The following is a 23,822-nucleotide window of genomic DNA, read 5'->3' on the forward strand; positions in this document are numbered from 1 at the left end:
GCCCCTCGGACGGGTGGTTCGCCCGTTCCGGGTGAGGGATTGCCGGCAGCGACTCAGAATCATGGGGAGTGGCGGGCATGCAATGTCAGTCGCGTACGGTCGCTCCGGAGGAGGAGCGACCGCGTCACCAACGAGTGAGGGGCACAAGAGCAATGACGACAGAGAATTCTTCGGTACAGCGTGGGGCGCTGCCGATTCCCGACCTGGCGTTCACCGGAACGGTGACCTACGACGCGACCGATCCCGACACTCACTACCCGCCGATCCGGCGCCTGCTGCCTCCGGCGGGAGCTCCGAACGTGCTCGTCATTCTGATCGACGACACCGGCTTCGGCGCATCCAGTGCGTTCGGCGGTCCTGTCGCAACGCCGAACTTCGAGCGCGTCGCCGCTCAGGGCCTCAAATACACCCGCTTTCACACCACCGCGCTCTGCTCCCCCACCCGGGCAGCTTTGCTCTCCGGACGCAACCACCACACGGTCGGGATGGGCGGCATCACCGAGATCGCCACCAGCGCGCCCGGTTACAACTCACTGCGCCCGAACAACTGTGCGCCCCTCGCCGAGACGCTGCGCCTCAATGGCTACAGCACCGCCCAGTTCGGCAAATGCCACGAGGTGCCCGTGTGGGAATCCAGCGCGGTCGGCCCGTTCGATCACTGGCCGACGCCGGGCGGTGGATTCGAGTACTTCTACGGCTTCATCGGCGGGGAAACCAACCAGTGGTATCCCGCGATCTATGAGGGAACGACGCCGGTCGAGCCCTGGGGCACGCCCGAAGAGGGCTACCACTTCATGGACGATATGACCGAAAAGGCAATCGTCTGGACCAAGCAGCAGAAGTCCCTCGCGCCCGACAAGCCCTTCTTCACCTACTTCGCGCCGGGCGCCACCCACGCCCCGCACCACGTTCCCGCCGAGTGGGCTGACAAGTACAAGGGAAAGTTCGACCAGGGCTGGGACAAGCTGCGTGAAGAGACCTACGACCGGCAGGTAGCGCTCGGCGTGATACCTGAAAACGCGACTCTCACGACTCGCAGCGAGGGCATCCCTGCCTGGGATGAGATGAGCGATGAGATCAAGCCGGTGCTCGCGCGCCAGATGGAGGTCTACGCGGGCTACCTCGAATACGCGGACCACTATGTCGGCAAGCTGCTCGATGCCCTGGAAGAAATCGGTGAACTCGACGACACGCTCGTCTACGTGATCATCGGCGACAACGGCGCGTCGGCCGAAGGCACGATGACCGGCACCACCAACGAGGCCTTCACCATCAACCACATGACCGAGATCGAGACCGACGAGTACAAGATCGCGCACAAGGATGACCTGGGCACGCCGCGCTCCTACAACCACTACGCCATCGGCTGGGCCCACGCGATGGACACCCCGTACCAGTGGACGAAGCAGGTCGCCTCGCACTGGGGCGGCACCCGCAACGGCACGATCGTGTCCTGGCCGAACGGCATCCCGGCCAGAGGCGAGATTCGCAACCAGTTCGCACACGTGATCGATGTGGCCCCGACCGTGCTCGCCGCAGCCGGCATCCCGGAGCCGTCGACCGTGTACGGCGTGACCCAGCGCCCGTACGAGGGCACGCCGATGAACTACAGCTTCGATGCAGCGGATGCCGCAGAACAGCACACCACCCAGTACTTCGAGATGCTCGGAAACCGGGCCATCTTCCACAAGGGCTGGACCGCCGTCGCCATGCACAAGAAGCCGTGGCTCGGCTCTGACCACGGCCTCGATGAGGATGTCTGGGAGCTGTACAACGTGGAGGAGGACTGGACGCAGTCCCACGACCTCGCCGCCCAGGAGCCGGAACGGCTCGCCCAGTTGCAGCGTCTGTTCCTGATCCAGGCCGCGCGCTTCAATGTGCTGCCGCTCGACATCCGTTCGGCTGAACGCTTCAACGAGGAGATCGCCGGCCGGCCGGCGTTGGTGCGGGGCACCTCGCAAACGTTCTATGCCGGGATGAAGCGACTGAGTGAGAACTCCGTCGTCAATGTGAAGAACAAGTCGTTCACGGTCACGGCGAAGGTCACGGTCCCCGAGGGCGGCGCCAACGGCGTGATCATTGCGCAGGGCGGTACCTACGGCGGATGGTCGTGCTACCTCACCGACGGAAAGCCGGCTTTCGCCTACAATTTGGGCGGCATCTCAACGGATTTCGTGCGGTCGGACACGGTGCTCGCCACGGGCGAGCACGAGTTGGTCGTGCATTTCGCCTACGACGGCGGCGGACTCGGCAAGGGCGGCACGGTCACCATCTCCGACGGCGCCGCTTCTCAGGGCACGGCGGCGCTGGCCGAGGGCCGGGTCGAACGCACGCTGCCCTTCTTCTTCTCGATGGACGAGACCGTCGACATCGGGGAAGACCTCGCCTCGCCGGTCTCGAGTGACTATGGGGCGACGGGCAACGCCTTCACCGGAAAGATCGCCTCGATTCGGCTTGACGCCGGAGACGACTCTCACGACGACCTCATCGAGCCGGAACACCTGATGAAGATCGCGATGACGCGGCAGTAGCGGGTCGCGATCGCACGCCGGGCATCCTGGCGTGCGGAATCCCGCTGGGCGTGCGAAAGGGCGCACGCCCAGCGGGATTCTCCACGCCCAGGCCGGAGAACCCGGCCGCGCATCCACTCGCTGGCCGCCGCGTGTCCTAATATCGAACGAGCGGATCAGATAGTGAGACGATCGTCGTCGATGCACCGGTGGAAAAGAGGCACGGATGGCAGAGCAGAGCAGCGCGCAAGCGGGATCCCAGACGCTCGACCGCGGCATCCGCTTGTTGGAGATTCTGGCCAGCGCCGACCGCAATCTCTCGATCGCCGAGCTGGCGGCCACGCTGGATGTGCATCGCTCCGTTGCCTACCGGCTACTGCGCACCCTCGAAGACCACGACCTCGTCACGCGCGACACCGCCGGCCATCTCGCGCTCGGCGTGGGGCTGGCTGCGCTCAATTCCGGTGTCGCACGCAACCTCCAGCAGGCGGCCTCGCCCGTGCTCAACGAGATCGCCAACGAGCTCGGCATGACGTGCCTGCTCGCGGTGCTGGCCGACAGCGGCGAAGCGGTCACGCTGGTGAGCGCGGTGCCGCGCCAGACCGTTGCCGTGGTGTCGTACCGGCCGGGATACCGGCACCCGATCAGCCGGGGCGGCCCCGGCAAGGCGATCTTGATGGGGCTCCCCGAGAGCGCCTGGCCCGCCGATCTGAGTGCAGAATTGCGGGACGAACTCGCCGAGAGCCGGCTGCGCGGCTACGCCTCCAGCCACGATGAAGTCGTGCCGTCGCTGCGGTCGGTGGCGGTGCCGCTCACCCTCCCCGGGCAACCGCGCGCCTCAATCGCGGTCATCCATGTCTTCCTCCCGGACTCCGAGAGCGAGATCGCCGAGCGGCTGAAACTCGGCGCCCAGAGCGTGGCACGCGCCTACGGCGCTTGACCCCCACCTCGCGAGGGAGCGGCGAATCGCTCACCGCCCCCTCCTTCTTTCACGCCGGTGCTACCGGGCGAGCAAGTTCGTTCTGAAGAACGCCGCCAGTTCGTCGGTCGCTGACAGCGGCAGCACGTTCGCCACGTACTGGTCGGGGCGCACCACCACGACGACGCCGCCACGGTCGAGCCCGCGAACCTCGAAGATGTCCTCCGCCGGGTCGATGCCGTAAACCTTCTCGTAGTCGGTCAGCCCGAACGGGCCGGTCTTCGGCAGGAACACCGGCGGAACCCGACTGATGTCGACCTCCGGGTGCGGCTGCTGGTAGATCACCTTGACGTCGAACACGCTGTCGACGTCGCGATCCTTCGGAGAGTGCACGAGCAGCGGAGAGTCCGGCGCGGTCTGCAGCCAGTGGGCCCAGTCGGCGAGTGCCGACGGTTCACCGGATGCCGCGGCATCCGCGAACGCGTAGACGCGCCACCGGCCGTCGGCGCGGTGGTGGTGCCCGAGCTGCACGTAGTTGGCATCGCCCACCCGCACGGCACGGGCCGACTTGAAACGTTTGCCGATCGGAAAGCCCGTCGCGAGGTCTTGGAACGACGCCTCACCGACCAGCATCGACGGCGGGTACTGCGTCATGAACCCGGCCGGGAACTCGGCGGTGCGTGTGTAGAAGTCTTCGAGCTCGGTCGGGTCGTCGAGATCCTCCGGCCGTGTGGCCATCAGAGTCGACCACTGCTTGTCGAAGTCGATGAGGCTCTTGGCGACCGGCTGGCGCTCGGCCGAATAGGTGCTCAGCAGGCTCTCGGGACTGCGACCGTCGAGTACGTAACCGAGCTTCCAGCCGATGTTGAAGCCATCCTGCATCGACACGTTCATGCCCTGCCCGGCCTTCGCACTGTGCGTGTGGCAGGCGTCACCGGTAATGAAAACCCGCGGCGTGCGCGTGCCGATCTCCTCGACAACCACGTCGTCGAAGCGGTCGGTGAGCCGGTGCCCGACCTCGTAGACACTGTGCCAGGGCACATCTTTCACGTCGAGCGTGTACGGGTGCAGAATCGCGTTGGCCTTCGCAATGATCTGCTCGAGTGTGGTCTGGCGCACCGCTCCCTTGTCAGAGGGGTCCACCTCACCCAGGTCGACGTACATACGAAACAGCTGGCCGCCCTCCCGCGGAATGTGCAGGATGTTTCCACCCGTGTCGGATTGGATCGCGCACTTGGTGCGGATGTCCGGGAAGTCGGTGACCGCGAGGGTGTCCATGACGCCCCAAGCGTGGAATGCCTGATCTCCGGCCATCGTGCAGCCGATGGATTCACGCACAGCACTGTGGGCACCGTCGGCGCCGACCACGTACTTGGCATGAACGATGCGTTCCTGCCCCGCGTGCTCGCCCGTCGTGTGCACGAGCGTCACGGTGACGGGGTACTCGGCGTCTTCGTCGGGGGCGGCGACCTGAAGGCTCTTGAATTCAAACCCGTAGTCGGGCTTCATTCGGGCCGGCGAGTTGGCCATGAATTCGGCGAAGTAGTCCAGCACGCGTGCCTGGTTGACGATCAAGTGCGGAAACTCGCTGATCCCCGTCGGGTCGTCGACCGCGCGGGCGGCGCGGGCGATCTTCGAGGGGTCGCTGGGGTCTGGCTTCCAGAACGCCATCTCCGTGATCTGGTAGGCCTCGTCGATGATTCGATTCGCGAAGCCGAATGCCTGGAAGGTCTCGACGCTGCGGGCCTGGATGCCGTCGGCCTGGCCGATCGGGAGCCGGTCGCCACGGCGCTCCACGATCCGGGTCGTGACGCTCGGGAACTGTGCCAGCTGGGCGGCGGTGACGATGCCGGCCGGGCCCGTTCCCACAATGAGCACATCGACGTTCTCGGGAAGCTCATCGGGCCGATCGATGCCGACCCCTGCTGCTGGTTCGACGCGCGGGTCGGTGGATACGTATCCGTGGTGGTGGAACTGCACGGCTTCCTCACTTCTCTGTGGGTGATGTGGACCAAGGTCCCAAGTTGTTCGATAATCGAACTGAGCGTTCTAATATCGCTCGTTGAATCATACGACTGGTCGAGGCCTGGAACAAGCACATCGCTCGTTGAGAATCACTCGTTGGGATTCAGTTACAAAGAAGCCGGATGTGCCTCACCGCTGGAGCGGGCACGATCGCCCCAGACGTCGCGCTGCATTCTCGTGTTGTGACGCCTCACACAATCTTCTGCCCGTAGACACACCCGATCGCCCTCCCTCATGATCGATATCTGAAGGGGAGTAGCTCCCACCGCCGCGTGATCACGGGGCGACGCGGTACGTCGACATACTGGCGGGTCATGACGATCTGCCCGGCGTGCCTCCTCGATTTCGAGGTGAGCGAGACCTTCGGCCCGATAGTCGGCCGGAGCGTCAGAGTACCCTCCGGTCGTTCGAGACCTGGAGACACCCATGCCCCCACAACTAGTTCGCCGCATTCTGCTCTGCCTCGGCATTGCGGCTCCGGCCATGACCCTGCGAATCCTGGGCCTCTCCCCCAATCCCGTGCTCGATCTGGCGTTGTTCGGAGCCGCCGTCGTCGCGGCATCCTTCCTCCTCGCGTGGGCCGCGGAGGCGGCACAGAAAGACATCTCCGGAGCCCTGGCCATCGCGCTGCTCGCCTTGATCGCGGTGCTCCCCGAGTATGCGGTCGACCTCTTCTACGCCTTCAAATCAGGTTCGGACCCGGCATACGCGCAATTCGCGGCAGCGAACATGACCGGCTCAAACCGGCTTTTGCTCGGCTTCGGCTGGCCGCTCGTCGTGCTCGTCGCACTCGCGGTGGCACGCAGATCGGCGCGCCGGCTGGGCGCCCCGAAACCGACGTTCTTGCAGCTTCCTCGTGCAAGCCGCCTCGACATCGGCTTCTTGGCGATTCTGGCGGTCGTCGCGTTCGCGATTCCGCTGATGGGTCAGATCCCGTCGTGGTTCGGCCTGGCCCTCATCATGGTGTTCGCGCTCTACCTCTGGCAAGCCGGCCGCGCGCCCGACGACGGCCACGACGAGTTCGTCGGCATGGCCGCGCACATCGCTGAGATGCCACAGACTCGTCGGCGGATCACTGTGATCGCCCTGTTTGCCGTGTCGGCGATCGTGATTGTGATGGCGGCCGAGCCGTTTGCCGAGTCCCTCGTCGCATCCGGTTCGGCGCTGGGAATCGACTCGTACTTTCTCGTGCAGTGGCTCGCGCCACTCGCGTCTGAGGCTCCGGAGTTCATCATCGCCGTGCTTTTCGCGATGCGCGGCATGGGAGCCGCGGCCATCGGCACGCTGATCGCCTCCAAGATCAACCAGTGGTCGCTGCTCGTCGGTTCGCTCCCGCTGGCCCATTGGATGGGTGGCGGCGGGTCGAGCTTGCCTCTCGATGGCCGTCAGATCGAGGAATTCGTGCTCACCGCCAGCCAGACCATGATGGGGGTCGCGATCATCGTGGCACTTCGATTCCATCGATCGGCAGCGTTCGCTCTGGCTGGCGTCTTTGTGCTGCAGTTCTTTGTCACTGACACCACCGGGCGCTACGTTCTCAGCGCCACCCAGATGCTCGTCGCCATCGTGATGCTGTTCATCAACCGTCGCCACATCCTTCCGGCGTTGCGTGCTCCGTTCGGCCGAATGAAGAAGCGCGATGTCGCTCCTTCGACCGAGAAGATTTCGGCATGACTAGGCTGAGAGCCATGCCCCATCCTCCGGTTTCGAAGGTCGTCGAAGACTACGTGACCCTCATCTGGAAGGCGTACGAGTGGGCGGATGTCGCCCCGCAAACCACCGAGTTGGCCGACCGCCTCGGCGTCACCCCCTCGACAGTGTCGGCGAATCTGAAGAAACTCGCCCGCGAGGGGTGGGTTGCGTACGAGGCCTACGGACCCGTCACACTCACTCTTGCCGGAGACGCGGTCGCTCGTGAAGTTGTGCGTCGCCACCGGATCATCGAGACGTATCTCGTGCAGCGACTCGGCCTGGGCTGGGAACAGGTGCATGCCGAGGCTGACGAGTTGGAGCATTCCGTTTCAGATCTGGTACTCGCCGCGATGGAGAAGCAACTCGGCTTTCCCACCCGGGATCCGCACGGCGACCCGATCCCGACGGTCGATGGCGTTGTGCACTCCGTCGAGGCGACCCGGCTGACGGATGCCGCCGCCGGATATGTCGGCAGCATCGCACGCGTGGCCGACCGCCACCCCGATGTCTTGCGCTACCTCGACGAGAAGGGCTTGCGACTCGACACCACGCTCACCGTCGTGCGCACGAGTTCTGCGGCAGGAATCATCCTGGTCAGTGCGAATGGTCGGACGGTTGAGTTGCCTCTGACTGTCGCGGATGCGATCTGGACTCGTCCGACTACCTGAGTGAGGCTCCCTCGCCAGCACCGGATGTCGAGGCAAATGGTGCGAGGAAGGCCGCGAGGTGCGCCTCATACGCTGCAGGATCGACGTTCCAGCTTTGGATATGGCCCGCCTCCGGCACCGGAACATAGGTGGCTGAGGGCAGCCCGGCAGCGAACTGCTCACTTTCGGCATGCGGCACGAGTGGATCGGCGAGGCCTTGGAACAGCAGGATGGGCAGATTCTCGAAGGTCTCGGTCTGAGTCAGCTCGTCGAGCATGCCGAGGTCGATGTCACCCCGCCAGGAGACGACGGATTGGAGCGCTCCGCCGAGAAATCCGACGTGGAGACGATCGGCCTGACCCTGCAACACGCCTTTCCAATTGAGCACCGGCGCATCCAACACCATGCCGACGACCTTCGGCGCGTACTGCGACTGGTGCATGAATTGGGTCACCATGCTGCCACCCATTGAATCGCCGTAGAGGATGAATTCGGTCGCGCCCTGGCTGAGCGCATAGGCGGCGGCTGCGTCGAGGTCGTGCCACTCGGTCTGACCGAGGTGGATGAGCCCGTTCGGGCTGGCCGGGGCATCGGTATCGTTGCGATAGCTGATGGCCAGGGTGGGCAGGCCCGCGGCCACCAGAGTGGGTAGCGGTCGTAGTGCACTTTGCCGGAGGCCGTCGATTCCGTGAACGAAAAGCACCCAGGTGCTTCCGGTTCCCTCGACCTTCCAGGCCGGCATCGACCCGAGTGCACCCTGTACCAGGGCGGTGCTGAACGGGATGCCCAGGCTGGTCTCTGGGTCACCGGTGTAGATGTTTGGGTTGAGCTTCACTGCTGTACCGACCGTCAACGTGCCCTGGATGTTGGAAATCGGGCGGATGACCGTGTCAGTCGTGCTCGACACGACCGGTCCGATCGTCGCGGTTCCTGCAGTGGCGGCGCTGTCGGAATCCGCGGCCCATTGCAACCCATACGTGCCGACGCGCTCGGTGACCGCAGTCTTCTTGAGCGTAATCTGCGTCTCGGTGAGGTCGAGCACCGTGCCGGCGGCGGTGGTCATCCCATGATGCGGGGTGAGGAGCACTTGGGCGCCGCCGAAGACAACGCCGACGAATGCCAGCAGCGCGACGAGCGCCAGTGCCCCGAGCGTGATCCACGGCCAACGACGGCGGCGACCCCCGGCCCGTCTCATACGTCTGTTCTCCCTCACCGCAACACTCTAACGGGTGGTCTGGTCAGGCCGAGGTGCGCAGAAGTCGCGTCGCAGCCACCTGATCGAATCGGGCGGCGCAACGACGAGCAGTCGTCGGTTTGGCCTCCTCGCATGACTCGAAGTGGGAGATGCGTCAGCAGATGACTCAGCAACGGCGCCCGCCTGGGTTATCCGATCCGGTCTGGTCGGGCCCGAGTCAGAACGGTGGCGGTGTGACCTGGATCAGGTTCGCCGGTTCGGTCGTGTAGGTGTGCCCGGTCGGTGTGGTCCAGTCGATGACGCCGCCGGGCCGGTGGTTCAGGGTCCAGTTGGTCTCGGTTTTCAGTTTGTGCATCCGCTTGCAGAGATGGGCGAGGTTGTCGTGGCGGGTGCGGCCCTGCTCGTGCCATTCGATGCCGTGGTCGATGTCGCAGCTCGCGGCGGACTGGTTGCAGCCCGGTCCGCGGCAGGTCTCGTCGCGCACCCGCAACCAGCGGCGGAGGTCTGCCGGCACCGCGTACCGGCTGCGACCGACGGAGAGGATGACGCCGGTCTCCGGATCGGTCAGCATCCGGGTGAAACTCGGTGCGTGGGCGGCGATCCGACGGGCGGTGTCGGCATCGATCGGCCCGTACCCGTCGAGGTGGGCGGGGTCGTCGTCGTGGCCGAGCAGGGTCATCACCGACACCATCACCGCGACATTCCCGCGGACGCCCCGGCCGAGCCCACCCGAGGTAACCCCGTCGAGGAGCACCTCGGTGATCGCGTCGGCACGCAACTGGGTGAGGGTGCGGGCTTCATCGGCGCGTTGCAGCACTGTCGCCAGGCCGGTGGCCCGGTCGAAGACCGCCTGCACCTTCTCCACCGACTGGTACAGGTGCAGGTACGCCATCCCGTCCGGCGCCGGTTCGAAGACCAGCTCCCGGTCATCGAGACAGCGTTGGTGCCGCACCGCGATCGACTCGGGGTGCAGTTTCTCCCGCCAGCGCCGGGCGACACGGTCGAACTGCGCCACCGTCAACGTCGCCGCATTCGGCAGCACCGCCGCCTCGAACCCGGGCCGCGCCGCGGCCGGCAGCGACCAGGCCTGGTCGAGGAGAGCGTGCGCGTGCCGGTAGCTGATCTGCCCGGCACCGAGCGCGGCGAGGGTGTCCGGGAAGTCATGCACCAACGCCTGGCTTTCAGCGATCAACGTTTGCACGGTGCGGTCCGGCAACCGGAGCAGGGCGGCCAGCTCGCTGACCAGCACCCGGTTGGTCAGATCACGTTGGTAGGCGTCCCCGCCGAAGCCGACGTAGGCCGGGGCGACCAGCGCACTGGTGTTGATCGTCAGCTCGGAGAAGAGGCGGGCGGCGTCGATGCGGCGGGCCCGGTCGGCATCCGCCGCGGCGCGCGCCTGTTCGGAATCCAGCACCAAGTCGATTAGGGAGCCGAGGTGATCGGCCATGGCCGCCGGGGACATCCGGGATACGTCCGGGGGAACCGGATCGGGCGGTTTCGCATCGGGCGGTTTCGCGTCGGGCGGTTGGGAGAACTCGTCGTTGAGGTTCATACCCCTAGGTCAACCGGTGACCACTGACATTCGAGGGCCGAAAAGACCCCGAAACGACGGGTCTGGGAAACATTCTCGGAATCTTTTTCCAGACCGGGGCGAAGTACCTTCAGAGGTCGGCTCGCGAGATCTCGAGACACGTGCTCGCAAGCTCGCGCGCTCCTCGATCAACGAGGCGGGGCCGCACAACCCGAGTTTCGGAGGTCGGCTCGCGAGGTCTCGACAGGCTCGACCACCGAGGACGGCCGAGTTCGGAGGTCGGCTCACGAGGTCTCGACAGGCTCGACCACCGAGAACGGCCAAGTTCAGAGGTCGGCTCGCGCGGTCTCGACAGGCTCGACCACCGAGGACCGTCGAGTTCAGCGAGCAGCTCGCGCGATCGTGAGACGCCACCGCGCGAGCCTTCGCGGTAGCCGCTACAACGCCGGCGCCCCCACCGAGTCGTACATCGCGTAATCGTCGGTGACCAGGGTGCCGTTGTTGAACAGGTTCAGCCCGAAGCTGACCGCAGTTGCTCCGGCGGGCAGCGCCGGTGTCGTGAAGCTCGCCTGCGTGTACGCGGCGGCCGCGGCGAACCAGGGACTCGAGGTCCAGTAGACCCAGGTTCCGGATGCATCGCGATAGTAGAGCGCGAACTGGGTCACTGCAGTCGAGGTGTACCAGGCACGCACCGAGTAGGTGTGGCCGGCGATCGCAGCCGGGGCGCAGGAGGTGCTGTCAAGCGTCGGCAGCAGCTTCGCGTCACCACTGGAGTAGCCCGACATGACCAGGCGCTCCGCCTTGGTGCCGGAATGCGCGGTGGCGACGGTACTGAAGACTGGCGTGTTGGTACCGAATCCGCTCGTCTGCCAGCACTGCGGCGTGGACCCGGTGCCGGCGGTCTCCAGGCTCGCGTTCTGCACGAGGTTGGAGCCGGCGGGCGGCGGTGGCGGTGGCGGAGTCGCGGTGGAGTCGAACATCTCGTAGTCGTCGGTCGTGAGCGTGCCATTGCTGACAAGGTTGAGCCCGAAGCTGATCGCGCTCGCCCCGGCCGGCAGAGGCGGCGTTGTCCAGGTAGCCTTCAGATAGCTCGTGGAGCCGGCGAAGAACGGGCTTGCAGTCCAGTAAGTCCACGATCCGAGGCCCGTGCGGTAGTACAGCTCGAATTGGGTGGGCGCGGTTGATTTGTACCACGCGCCAAGCGCGTAACTGTGTCCGACGGTCGCGTTGGGTGAGCATCCGCCGAGATCGAGTGCCGGAAGCCACTTCGCATCGCCGCTCACGTACCCGGCCACTCGCAGCTGCACCGCGCGACTGCCGGTTCGCCCGGGGCTCACCGTCGTGAACGTCGGGGTGTTCGTGCCATAGCCGCCGTTCTGCCAGCACTGCGGCACCCCATTCGTCAGGGTTTCGACCCCGGGGTTGGTGATGAGGTTGCTGCCGACCGGCTTGGGCGCGACGACCGGGCCAGAGACGAGGGCCTTCACGGGGCCGCCGATCACCTGGTCGATCGTCTTGACCGTCGTCGTTGCCGGGCGCGCTTTGAGCCAGGTCGCGAACTGAGTGAACAAGGTGGGCGAGACGATGAGGGGGTCAGTGCCACCGGTACCGATGTGATGGAAGGTCAGCTGCATCCAGCCGCCGGCCGTCTCGGCCTGCGTGACGGTCCTCTGCAGATCGGCGAGTGTCCAGGTGTTGTCGACCTCATCCGGTGCCTGCATTTGGAACGGATCGGCGGGCGGAATCGACTCCGCCAGGGCGCAGCCCCTGCAGCCGAACCGGGTTTGGATGTCCCCCAGGCTGCGGGCACTGTTATAACCGCAGTTGTTCACGATCGTCTCGGTCGCCGGCGTCAGCGAGGCGAACGGATAGGCAAAACTCGTGATCCTGAAGCCCCAATTACTCAGATTCACCCGGTCGTTGCACACCTGCCGGGTGGCCTCGTCGGCCGGCAGCGTCGCCAGGTCGGGATGCGTCACCGTGTGCCCGGCGATCTCGTTGCCGTCTGCGGCGAGCCCCTGCAGATTGGCCACCGAGAGGTAGCCCGGCTGGTTGACGTAGCCGGACGGGATATAGAAGGTGCCGTGCAACCCGTTCGTCTTCATGATCGAGGCGGCGGTCAGTTGATCAGCATTGGCGTCGTCGAAGGTGAGGGTGATCACCGCCGGATTGGCGGCCTGCGCCGGTGCCGCAGTGATTCCGTCTGCAATGCCCGCCGATGCCATGACGACGATCGCGAGCGCCGTCGCCATCCAGGCGAACCATCGACGTCGACCGGATGTCCCTGGTGCAGAAATCGGAGGCGAAATGCGGTTTCGCTGGGTGGACATGGCGTTGCTCCGTTCGACGTCGCGGGGGCTCGTCGGCATCGGGGGTAGGGACGGCCGACTGTGCGACTGCGCTATTAAGTTCCGGATTCGGCGGTGCTGTCAATGACTTTCGCCGTCGAGATGTGACGGTGTGCGCGCGGATGTTCCCATTGCGGCGCAGCGCGACGCGCCGCCTCGGAATAGCCCTCCCTCTGACGGCGTTCAGCTCAGAGGTGACGACGCGCCAGCGCCGCCACTTTCCGCTTTGAAAGGCCACACTGAATGGATCTCTTCTCGCCCGTCTCTCTCGGAGACCTGCACCTGCCCAACCGCGTCGTCATGGCACCGCTCACCCGAACTCGCTCGGGCGAATCCGGTATTCCGGGCGATCTTCTCGTTGAGCACTACGCGCAGCGCTCCAGCATCGGTCTCATCATCACCGAAGGCACCTACCCGAGCCACGAGTCGCGCGCGTACCCGGGTCAGCCCGGCATCGTGACCGACGAACAGAGTGACGGATGGCGACGGGTCACCGACGCCGTGCACGCAAAGGGCGGTCGGATGGTCATGCAGCTGATGCACAGTGGGCGGGTCTCGCACACGGAGATCACCGGGACCGACCGGATCGTGGCGCCGAGCGCGGTCGCCATCGCCGGCGAAACACACACCGCGACCGGCAAGGTTGCCTATCCCGTGCCGCACGCCCTGACGACCGACGAACTCGCGGACATCCGTGACGAGTTCGTGGCCGCGGCGAAGCGCGCGATCGACGCCGGTCTCGACGGGGTCGAGGTGCACAGTGCCAACGGCTACCTGCTGCACCAGTTCCTCTCTCCGGTATCGAACCAGCGCGACGACATCTACGGCGGTTCCCCCGAGAACCGCGCACGTTTGACGATCGAAGTGACCACCGCGATTGCGGAGGCGATCGGTGCCGGACGCGTCGGAATCCGCCTCTCGCCCATGCACAACATCCAGGATGTCTTCGAGACCGACGAGGTCGATGCGAAGGCCACCTACGACGCGCTCGTCGACGGAATCGCCCCGCTCGGACTCGCCTATTTGAGCGTGCTGCACAGTGAGCCGACCGGCGCACTCGTGCAGGACCTTCGGGCCCGGTTCGGCGGCAAAGTCATCGCCAACAGCGGTTTCAACAGTGTCACGACGCGCGAGGAAGCCATCGCGCTGATCGCGAACTCCGACGCCGACGCCGTTGCCATCGGTCGCCTCGCCATCGCCAACCCCGACCTCGTCGAACGCTGGCACGGTGAGCACCCGGTGAATGAACCCAACCCCGCCACGTTCTACGGACCGGATTCCGTCGGCTACACCGATTACCCGCGGCTCAGCGCCTAACAGCGTAGGGCGCCTCACACACCCGATCACACCAGCGCGGCTGCCGGAGATTCTCCGGCGGCCGCGTTCGTGCGTGGACCCGCTCTCGGCTCCGGATCGCTCCCCCAGATCGTTCATCGGCGACCGCGCGACCTGAGTGCAACCGGTCGTAAGCTCGAAGCTGGTGAGACCGCGCCGGTGACGTCGTCGAGAACAGCGACGGCGCATCCGTGGAGCTGACGCCTGACGGTTGCACGACAGATGGAGAAACGATGAGCACTGCCACGAGCGTCGACACGCAGTCGCCGGAACTGCACGTTGCCGACACGCACGACCTGATCCGCGTGCGGGGCGCGCGGGTGAACAACCTCAAGGATGTCAGCGTCGAGATCCCCAAGCGCCGGCTGACGGTGTTCACCGGTGTGTCCGGTTCGGGCAAGAGCTCGCTCGTGTTCGGCACGATCGCCGCGGAATCACAGCGGATGATCAATGAGACCTACAGCGCGTTCGTGCAGGGATTCATGCCGACGCAGTCCCGGCCCGATGTCGACGTGCTCGAGGGACTGACCACGGCCATCATCGTCGACCAGGAGCGGATGGGCTCGAACCCACGATCGACCGTCGGCACCGTCACCGACGCCAATGCGATGTTGCGCATCATCTTCAGCCGGATCGGCACGCCACACATCGGTTCCTCTCAAGCGTTCTCGTTCAACGTGGCCTCGGTCAGCGGCGCGGGCGCTGTCACGATCGAGCGTGGCGGAGAAAAGGTGAAGGAGCGCCGCAGCTTCTCGATCACCGGCGGCATGTGCCCCCGGTGTGAGGGAGTCGGCAGCGTGACCGACCTCGACCTCACCCAGCTGTACGACGACAGCAAATCGCTCGACGAAGGCGCACTCACCGTTCCCGGCTACAACGCCGGCGGCTGGAACATGCGCCTCTACAAGGAATCGGGCTTCTTCGACCCCGAGAAGCCGATCCGCGACTTCACGAAGGCGGAGCTTCACGATTTTCTTCACAAAGAGCCGGTGCGCATGAAGATCGCCGGCATCAACATGACCTACGAGGGGCTCATCCCCCGCATCCAGAAGTCGATGCTCAGCAAAGACAAGGAGTCGATGCAGCCCCACATCCGCGCGTTCGTCGACCGGGCAGTCACTTACACGACCTGCCCCGATTGCCAGGGAACCCGGTTGAACGAGGGCGCCCGGTCGTCGAAGATCCGGGGCTTGAGCATCGCGGATGTCTGCGCGATGCAGATCAGCGACCTGGCCGAATGGGTGCGTGAGTTCGACGAGCCGTCGGTGGCGCCCCTGGTCGAGACGCTGCAGCTGACCCTCGATTCGTTCGTGGGAATCGGGCTCGGCTATCTCTCCCTCGAACGCCCGTCTGGCACGCTCTCCGGCGGAGAGGCCCAGCGCACCAAGATGATCCGTCACCTGGAATCGTCGCTGACCGACATCACCTACGTCTTCGACGAGCCGACGATCGGGCTGCACCCGCACGACATCCAGCGCATGAACACCCTGCTGCTGCAGCTGCGCGACAAGGGCAACACGGTGCTCGTGGTGGAGCATAAGCCGGAGACGATCGCGATCGCCGACCACATCGTCGACCTCGGCCCGCGCGCCGGCACCGGTGGCGGAACCGTCTGTTTCGAAGGAACCGTCGACGGCCTGCGTGCCAGCGGCACCCTCACCGGTCGCCATTTCGACGACCGGGCCGCGCTCACAGAGACGGTGCGCACCCCCACCGGCACACTGGATGTGCGCGGCGCGACGATGCACAACCTGCAGAACGTCGACGTCGACATCCCGCTCGGCGTTCTTGCCGTCGTCACCGGAGTCTCCGGTTCCGGAAAAAGCTCGCTGATTCACGGGTCAGTCTCCGCTCGCGACGGAGTGGTGACCATCGACCAGGGCGCCATCCGCGGCTCCCGGCGCAGCAACCCGGCGACCTATACCGGGCTGCTCGAGCCGATCCGCAAGGCGTTCGCGAAGGCGAACGGCGTGAAGCCGGCCCTGTTCAGCTCGAACTCGGAGGGCGCCTGCCCCACCTGCAACGGCGCCGGCGTCATCTACACCGATCTCGCGATGATGGCCCCTGTGGCCACGATCTGCGAGGAGTGCGACGGCAAGCGATTCCAGGCATCCGTGTTGGAGTACCACCTCGGCGGCCGTGACATCAGCGAGGTGCTCGCGATGTCGGTGACCGAAGCCGAGGAATTCTTCAGCGCCGGTGACGCACGCACACCGGCCGCGCACGCCATCCTGCACCGACTCGTCGACGTGGGTCTCGGCTACCTGAGCCTGGGCCAGCCGCTACCGACCCTGTCGGGAGGCGAACGCCAGCGGCTGAAACTGGCCAGCCAGATGGGCGAGAAGGGCGACGTTTATGTGCTCGACGAGCCGACCACCGGCCTGCACCTCGCCGACGTGGAGCACCTGCTCGGCCTGCTCGACCGGCTCGTGAAATCGGGCAAGTCGGTGATCGTGATCGAGCACCACCAGGCGGTCATGGCCCACGCCGACTGGATCATCGATCTCGGCCCCGGTGCCGGCCACGACGGCGGCCGGATCGTCTTCGAGGGCACGCCGGCCGACCTCGTCGCCGACCGTTCGACGCTCACCGGCGAGTATCTCGCGGCGTACGTCGGGGCCTGATCGCGGCGATCCATCGCAATCCGGGTGGTTGAGGAGGCCCGCCAGGGCCGTCTCGAAACCTCGTGAGCCGACGTCGAGAACGCAACCGACTTTCAGGGATCGGCTTGCGTGGTTTCGAGACGCGGCCGACTCCGTCGGGCGCTCCTCAACCACCAAAGACTGACATGTAGTACCTCAGGCCCATGTGTCGAACGCACACATGGGCACTCGTGGGGACGCGCCGCAGGGCGTGGGAATTTAGCGTGAGAACACTTGACATGTTCTGACCGAAGGAATCCCCTCTATGTCGCTGCTCACCCGCCTGAGCCTCGCTAATCGCGCCATCGTCGCCCTACTCAGCCTGCTGATCGTTGCGGTCGGGCTCTGGGCGACCGGCTCGATGAAACAAGAACTGCTCCCCTCGATCGAGCAACCGACCGCGGTCGTCGTTGTGGCCAAGCCCGGGGCATCCTCGGCAACGCTCGACCGGCAGGTCGTGGTTCCGCTCACCCAGGCGCTCTCGTCGGTGGCCGGAGTAGACGAGGTGCGGTCAAACACCTCAAGCGGCTCCGCCGAGATCAGTGTTCTGTGGGGATTCGGGGCCGACGGCGACAAGATCCTTGCCGATGTGAAGGCCGCGACGGCGAGCACGCTTGCGGTCGCGCCGGATGGCGTCAACTCCACCGTCTTCGCGGGAAGCACCAGCGACATCCCGGTTTTGGCCCTCGCCCTCACCAGTGACGGCGAACCAGACGCGCTCGCGGCGCGCGTGGATGCGGTTCTGGTTCCGGTGATCTCGAATGTTCCCGGCGTGCGTGATGTTCAGGTTTCCGGACGCACCCAGGAACGCGTGCTGGTGACGGCCAACCCGGCAGCCCTGGCAGAGCACAAAATCGATCAGGCACTGATCGGTGCATTGCTGCGCACCGCGGGCACCGTTGTTCCGGCGGGCACGAGCGTGGAGGGAAGCCAGTCACTCGCGATCGAGGTGGGACAGGAGAACACCACTCTCGCCGATGTGGCCGCGTTGCCGATCCCGACCCTCGCCGGCCCAGTGGCTTTGTCTGAGCTGGCCTCGGTCGAGCTGGTTCCGGTCGACAAAACGTCGCTCTCCCGCGCCGCCGGTCTCCCCGCAATCGGGCTGACGATCACGAAAACCCCCGATGCGAATGCTGTGCAGGTCTCCCACGCGGTGGCCGCTGCCATCGCGGAGACACTCCCCCAGCTCGGAGCCGGCGCGGCGACGCACACGATCTTCGATCAGTCGACGATGGTCGAGCAGTCGATCCACGATCTCTCGGTCGAGGGCGGCCTCGGACTCCTTTTCGCCGTGCTCATCATCCTGATCTTCCTGCTCTCGCCGCGTGCGACACTCATCACCGCGATCTCGATTCCGATGTCCCTGCTCATCGCGATCATCGGCTTGCGGGTCGGCGGCTTCTCGCTCAATATCTTCACGCTCGCCGCGCTCACCGTGGCGGTGGGACGCGTCGTCGACGATTCGATTGTCGTCATCGAGAACATCACGAGGCGGCGGGGCTCGGGAGGGCTCACGATCGAAGGAGTACGCGAATCGGTGGGCCAGGTGGCGGGAGCCGTCACGGCGTCCACCCTGACGACCGTCGCGGTCTTCCTGCCCGTCGCCTTCGTCGGCGGGGTCTCCGGCGAACTGTTCCGTCCCTTCGCCGTGACTGTCTCGATCGCCCTGCTCGCCTCGCTCGTGGTCTCGCTCACAATCGTGCCCGTTCTCGCCTACTGGTTCATGCGCAAGCCCTCGACGTCGGCCGGGAAAGCAGGCCATCAGGCCGCAGAACCCGCTGACGGCACCGGGATCGCGATCGCCGAACAGGCCGAGGCCACCACGCCCATGCAACGGGCCTACCTTCCGGCGTTGCGACTCGCATTGCGCCGGCCCGTGACCATGGTGATCGTCGCCGTGCTGATGTTCGCGGGAACGCTGATGGCCACCGGATTCCTGAAGACCGACATGCTCGGCAGTTTTGCCGACGCTCGAGCAGTGCAGTTGAAGCAGACGATGCCGCTGGACTCGACCCTCGAAGCGGCGGATGCGGTGGCTCGTGAAATCGAGAAGAACATCGCCTCGGTCGACGAGGTGGAGTCGTACCAGACGACGCTCGGGTCGCAGGGCGCGCCGGTGCAGCTTGACCTCGTGCTGGCGAAAGACGTCGATCCTGATGCCGCACTGACGAGCATCCGTGCGTCGGTCTCATCGCTGCCCCGCGCCGACGACATCACCGTTGCGACGCAAGCCACGCAGACGACCAGTTCGACGATCGACGTCATCGTGAAGGGCACCGACGAGGCCACCCTGTCCACGGCGACGTCCGCGATCGCTGACAAGCTGGGCGCGCTCCCCGAGATCACAACGGTCACCACCGATCTCGCCGCCGAGCAGCCGGTGCTCAAGGTGTCAGTGGACCCCACGGCCGCCGCAGCACAAGGTTTCAGCGTCGTCGAGGTCGGCACCGCGATCGCCGCCGCCGTCGAGGGCGAGCGACTCGGTTCGGTGAGTGTTGACGGTCAGACGCATGATCTCGTGCTGCGCTCCCAGGTGACCCAGAGCGATCCCGCGGCGATCGGCGCACTGGCACTCCCCGTCTCGGCGCTTCAGCAGCAACGCGCTCAAAAGAATGCGGTGGACGCCCTCACGCTGGAGCAACAACAGATTTCCGACGACGCTCGGTCCGAGGGGAACCGCTCGGCCGATCGGCAGGTTTCGAAGCTGGTGGATGCACGCGCCCAGTCGGCTCGGGATCTGGCCGGCCTGCGAGACCAGCTTGCAACTCTGATCGCGAACCCACCGCCCGCAGACCCGAACCCGGTGACCGGTGGGGACCTCAGCGCTCTGGAATACCAGAAGCTCGTCGGAGAACTCAGCGGCGCGGTCAGCGGCGCAGCGGCCGGTCTGACTGCCCTCGATGAGCAGATCGCCTCGGCCAGGGAGTCCATTTCCGATGCGGCTGCTCAGCAGGCCACCGCTGAACGACTCAGCCAAGCTCAGCGGAACATCGAGAATCTCACGGCACCCGCCATCCATGTGAGCGATGTCGCAACGGTGACGGTGGTGAACGCCCCGGCGACGATCACCCGAATTGACGGAGTGCGTGCGATCACCATCTCGGCCATGCCGCGGGGTGGCGACCTCGGCGCCGCGGCAGCGGCGGTCGACAGCACTGTTGCCGCGCTCGACCTGCCCGGCGGCGTCAGTCTCGATCAAGGTGGTGCGGCCGAGGAACAGACTGACTCGTTCGCCCAGCTCGGACTCGCCATGGTCATTGCCATCGCCCTGGTCTACATCGTTCTCGTGGCGACCTTCCGCTCGCTCGTACAGCCGCTTCTCCTGCTCGTTTCGGTGCCGCTTGCGGCGACCGGCGCGATCGTGGGACTGCTCATCACGGGAACGCCGCTCGGAATCCCCGCGATGATCGGGATGCTGATGCTTATCGGCATTGTCGTGACGAACGCGATCGTTCTGATCGACCTGATCAATGACTATCGCCGACAGGGTTCAAGCATCGACGAAGCGGTCACCCACGGCGCCCGACTGCGGTTGCGACCGATCATCATGACGGCATGCGCGACGGTATTCGCGCTGCTGCCGATGGCGTTCGGGCTCACCGGAGGCGGCGCATTCATCTCCAAATCGCTGGCGGTCGTTGTGATCGGCGGGCTCGTGTCCTCCACGATTCTCACCTTGCTGCTCGTCCCCGCGCTCTACGCACTCCACGAGCGCCGGGTCGAACGCCGCGCGGCCAAGCGTGCGATGCGCAGAGAACCGTCGATCAACGAGGAGGACGACATCGACTTCAGCGACAATGCATCCGCGGTCAGTGACCTCGACCTCGACCGTGGGAGACTGACACCGTGACCGACACTGTGCCGCGCAGCATTGCTCTGGCCGAGCGTTGGCAGCGTCACCCCCGGCTGGTCGACACCTTGGTGGCTCTCAGCTGGGTGCTGGTCAGCGCTCCGTCCTTGCTGTTTGCCACGGTGGGCCCCGCCTTCAACTGGGTCTCGGGCGTCGTGTTCGTTGTCATCGTGGTCGTCGTCGCCGGTTGTCTCCTGGTGTTCCGCCGTCGCCGGCCGCTGCTCGCCTTCGCGATCACGTTCATCGTCACCCTGCCCCTTGTTCTGCTGAGCCCCGATCTTCCGAGCGTGGCAGCGGCGTTCTGCATCTTCGCCATTGGTGTCTACGACTCCGTGCGTCGGGCACGGCTGGCCGCCGCCGCGTCGGCCACCGTCGCTCTGCTGACATCCGTGACCTTTTTCTTCCTCGATCCTCCGCTCCTCGTGCCGTCCGAAGGCGTTTCACGAATCGGCAACGTCATCACCTACGCGGTGACCGGCCTGCTCGTCTTGCTCGTGGCGTTGCTCTGGGGGCAGAACTCCGGCAATCGCAAGCGGTACATCGAGAGCCTGCTCGAGCACGCCCGGCACCTTGAGCGCGAACGGGATCAGCAGGCTCAGCTCGCCGCTCTGGCCGAGCGGTCCCGCATCGCGCGCGACATTCACGACATCGTCTCGCACTCGTTGTCGGTGATCGTTCGTCTCTCCGACGGTGCCAGCGCTGTGTTCGCTCGGGAGCCACAACGAGCCAAAGTTGCGATCGACCAGGTCGGCGGGGTCGCGCGTTCCTCTCTCACCGAGATGCGACGGGTCATCAGTGTCTTCGAGTCCACACCCGGCACTGCCGCCTCGCAGGCCGGCACCGGCTACGACGATCTCCCCCGGCTCGTCGAGGTCTACCGTGGCATCGGGCTGCCCGTTGAACTCACGGTGATCGGGGAGGCCCCGCCGGAGTCAGGTGTGCAGGTGACGGTGTTCCGCGTGGTGCAGGAAGCCCTGACGAATGTGTTGCGTCACGCGCGCACCCCGGTGATCGTGCGCGTGCAGGTGGAGGCCGGCGACGACGTGACCGTCACCGTGCAGAACGACGGCGCACCAGAACATCCGCAGCCCGACGACGCGCACCGCGAACGCGTCGGCCGAGGCCTCGTCGGCATGCGCGAGAGGGCCGCCCTCTATGGCGGAACCCTGTCGGCTGGTCCCGACGGCAACGGAAGTTGGACCGTGCACCTCGTTCTTCCGGGGGCCGGCCGATGAGCACCATCCGAATCTTGATCGTCGACGACCAGGCTCTCATCCGCGCAGGTCTCGCCATGGTACTGGGGGCGACCGAGGGCATGGATGTCGTCGGAGAGGCCTCTGACGGGCTCGAGGCCGTCGCGCTCGCTGGGGTGTTGAAACCCGACATCGTTCTGATGGACGTGCAAATGCCCCGGATGGACGGCATCGAGGCCACCCGGGAGATCATGGCGCAGGGCGGTGGCAGCCGGGTCATCATCGTGACCACGTTCGACGTCGACGCCTACGCCTTCGGCGGGCTCGAGGCCGGAGCGAGCGGCTTTCTGCTCAAAGACTCGACGAGCGAGGACATCCTCACCGCCGTTCGAGCGGTGGCAGCGGGCGATGCCGTGCTCGCGCCGCGCGTGACGTCCGAGCTGCTGCGGCGCTACGGCGCGCTGAGTCGACCGACGGGTGACTCGGCCGAGCTGCAGCAGGTCGCTGACCGCCACGCGGCACTCGAGCGGCTGCAGGCTCTCACTGATCGTGAGCGTGACGTGTTCGACGCGCTCGTGCTCGGGCTCTCCAACGCCGAGATCGCAGAGCGGCTCTGGCTCTCCGACTCCACCGTCAAGACTCATGTCGGTCGCATCCTGCAGAAGCTCGGGATGCGGGACCGCGTGCAGGCTGTCGTCTTCGCCTTTCGAAACGGCGTGATCTAGCCCGACGCGCTGTGCGCATCCTCTCGGTGCTCGAGTCTCAGACCGAGCGATCCGAGTCTCACACCCAACCCTTCCCGCTCGCGCACCCACAAGGTTCGCGGCATCGTCCCACCCCTCCACCCAGAAATTGGAACCATGAAAAAGCTGCTCAGAATCACACTCAAGACGATCGCTGGCATCGTCGTTGTCATCGCCCTCTTCTTGGCCACCACGTCGATCGTGAACCTCGTTGCGACCAACTCGGAGGGCGGAAAGATCGAATCCTACGGGCAGCTCGTCCATGTCGACGGCAAGAAAATGAACGTGACGATCAGCGGTGCCGGCGACGAGACGGTCGTGCTGCTGCCCGGGTTCGGCACCGCGGCCCCCGCTCTCGACTTCCTGCCGGTGATCGAGCAGCTCACGCCGAACTACCGTGTGGTCGCGATCGAGCCGTTCGGCTACGGACTGAGCGATCCCACCGACAAGGAGCGCACGACCGAAAATATTGTCAGCGAGGTACATGAGGCGCTGCAACAGCTCGACATTGACCGGTACGTCTTGATGGGCCACTCGATCGCGGGTATCTACGGCATCGAATACGCCCAGACCTACCGCGACGAAGTCACCGCCTTTGTCGGCATCGACTCGAGCGTGCCGGGCCAGCCCGGAATGGACGACGCGATGCCGATCGGTGAGCTGAAGGCGGCGAAGGCGCTCGGGCTGATGCGCGTGCTCGGCGCGATCGGCGGCGACCCCTACGCAGGTACGACGTTCGACGACAAGACCAAGGAGCAGATGACGTTCCTGTCGAACAAGAACTCGCTGTCGTCGACCTATGCGAACGAGATGGAGCACATCGGCGCCAACTTCGCCGCAGCGACGGGAAAGACGTTCCCCGCGGATCTCCCCGTGTTGCTCTTCGTGCAGGCCAACGACCCGGAGGTTGCGGGCTGGGTTGAACTACATGAGGCGCAGGCGGCAAGCGTCGACCACGGCGAGGCGATCCTGCTCGACGGCGGCCATTACCTGCACCACACCCTGTCGAAGCAGATCGCTGCGGACACCCAGCAGTTCCTGTCAGAGCTACCGCCGGCATCCGCGGAGTAGCGACTGCGCCGAGGTCTCACCATTTCGTTGGGTGAGGAGCACGCGAAGCGCGCGTCTCGAAACCACGCGAACCGACGATCGAACGCAACCCAGGTTCAAGGATCGGCTCCCGTGGTTTCGA

Annotated in this window: 14 protein-coding genes; 10 read left to right on the forward strand and 4 right to left on the reverse strand. The window is 65.6% G+C overall.

Annotated features, from left to right (window positions below; genetic code table 11):
- Positions 1 to 152 precede the first annotated feature (152 nt).
- On the forward strand, positions 153 to 2,531 hold the full coding sequence (locus tag AB4Y63_RS00945; protein ID WP_441789152.1) for an arylsulfatase: 2,379 nt from the start codon (positions 153 to 155) through the stop codon (positions 2,529 to 2,531).
- Between the two features lie 205 nt (positions 2,532 to 2,736).
- Positions 2,737 to 3,450 (forward strand): IclR family transcriptional regulator, encoded by a 714-nt coding sequence (locus AB4Y63_RS00950; RefSeq protein WP_441789153.1) that lies wholly within the window; start codon positions 2,737 to 2,739, stop codon positions 3,448 to 3,450.
- 60 nt (positions 3,451 to 3,510) lie between these two features.
- On the opposite strand, the gene AB4Y63_RS00955 is transcribed toward AB4Y63_RS00950, so the two are convergent.
- Positions 3,511 to 5,409, reverse strand: a complete 1,899-nt coding sequence (locus AB4Y63_RS00955) for an FAD-binding monooxygenase (RefSeq protein ID WP_441789154.1) — start codon at positions 5,407 to 5,409, stop codon at positions 3,511 to 3,513.
- Between the two features lie 471 nt (positions 5,410 to 5,880).
- Here AB4Y63_RS00955 and AB4Y63_RS00960 point away from each other — a divergent pair, with 471 nt between their 5' ends.
- Together AB4Y63_RS00960 and AB4Y63_RS00965 are read left to right on the forward strand one after the other, a co-directional pair.
- Entirely contained in the window at positions 5,881 to 7,128 is a 1,248-nt protein-coding gene (locus AB4Y63_RS00960; RefSeq protein ID WP_441789155.1) for a sodium:proton exchanger, read from the forward strand.
- Entirely contained in the window at positions 7,125 to 7,814 is a 690-nt protein-coding gene (locus AB4Y63_RS00965) for a metal-dependent transcriptional regulator (protein WP_441789156.1), read from the forward strand. Before AB4Y63_RS00960 ends, AB4Y63_RS00965 begins: the two co-directional genes overlap by 4 nt.
- On the opposite strand, the gene AB4Y63_RS00970 is transcribed toward AB4Y63_RS00965, so the two are convergent.
- The 3 genes from AB4Y63_RS00970 to AB4Y63_RS00980 form a co-directional block, all read right to left on the reverse strand.
- A complete protein-coding gene (locus AB4Y63_RS00970) occupies positions 7,807 to 8,988 on the reverse strand; it encodes an alpha/beta hydrolase (RefSeq protein ID WP_441789157.1) in 1,182 nt (393 codons plus the stop codon). The two genes, AB4Y63_RS00965 and AB4Y63_RS00970, sit on opposite strands and share 8 nt — an antisense overlap.
- 217 nt (positions 8,989 to 9,205) lie before the next feature.
- A complete protein-coding gene (locus tag AB4Y63_RS00975; protein WP_441789158.1) occupies positions 9,206 to 10,540 on the reverse strand; it encodes a DUF222 domain-containing protein in 1,335 nt (444 codons plus the stop codon).
- Positions 10,541 to 10,956: 416 nt separating this feature from the next.
- Positions 10,957 to 12,849: a polysaccharide deacetylase family protein gene (locus AB4Y63_RS00980; protein WP_441789159.1), complete on the reverse strand. Its 1,893-nt coding sequence runs from the start codon at positions 12,847 to 12,849 to the stop codon at positions 10,957 to 10,959.
- A gap of 261 nt (positions 12,850 to 13,110) precedes the next feature.
- On the opposite strand from AB4Y63_RS00980, the gene AB4Y63_RS00985 reads away from it, so the two are divergent.
- The 6 genes from AB4Y63_RS00985 to AB4Y63_RS01010 all read left to right on the forward strand — a co-directional run bounded on the left by AB4Y63_RS00985 (position 13,111) and on the right by AB4Y63_RS01010 (position 23,701).
- The gene (locus AB4Y63_RS00985) at positions 13,111 to 14,184 is read left to right on the forward strand and encodes an alkene reductase (protein ID WP_441789160.1); all 1,074 of its coding nucleotides are present in this window, start codon (positions 13,111 to 13,113) and stop codon (positions 14,182 to 14,184) included.
- Between the two features lie 251 nt (positions 14,185 to 14,435).
- Complete coding sequence (locus tag AB4Y63_RS00990) at positions 14,436 to 16,826, forward strand: ATP-binding cassette domain-containing protein (RefSeq protein WP_441789161.1); 2,391 nt, start codon at positions 14,436 to 14,438, stop codon at positions 16,824 to 16,826.
- A 283-nt stretch (positions 16,827 to 17,109) separates the two neighbouring features.
- Positions 17,110 to 20,694 carry an efflux RND transporter permease subunit gene (locus AB4Y63_RS00995; protein WP_441789162.1) on the forward strand — a complete coding sequence of 1,195 codons (3,585 nt, stop codon included), beginning with the start codon at positions 17,110 to 17,112 and terminating at the stop codon, positions 20,692 to 20,694.
- Entirely contained in the window at positions 20,691 to 21,929 is a 1,239-nt protein-coding gene (locus AB4Y63_RS01000) for a sensor histidine kinase (RefSeq protein ID WP_441789163.1), read from the forward strand. The genes AB4Y63_RS00995 and AB4Y63_RS01000 overlap by 4 nt, the downstream gene beginning before the upstream one ends.
- Positions 21,926 to 22,612: a response regulator gene (locus AB4Y63_RS01005; RefSeq protein WP_441789164.1), complete on the forward strand. Its 687-nt coding sequence runs from the start codon at positions 21,926 to 21,928 to the stop codon at positions 22,610 to 22,612. Before AB4Y63_RS01000 ends, AB4Y63_RS01005 begins: the two co-directional genes overlap by 4 nt.
- A gap of 135 nt (positions 22,613 to 22,747) precedes the next feature.
- Complete coding sequence (locus AB4Y63_RS01010; protein ID WP_441789165.1) at positions 22,748 to 23,701, forward strand: alpha/beta fold hydrolase; 954 nt, start codon at positions 22,748 to 22,750, stop codon at positions 23,699 to 23,701.
- Positions 23,702 to 23,822: the final 121 nt, after the last annotated feature.

Source organism: Leifsonia sp. YAF41, from assembly GCF_052113185.1.
Taxonomy (GTDB): domain Bacteria; phylum Actinomycetota; class Actinomycetes; order Actinomycetales; family Microbacteriaceae; genus Cryobacterium.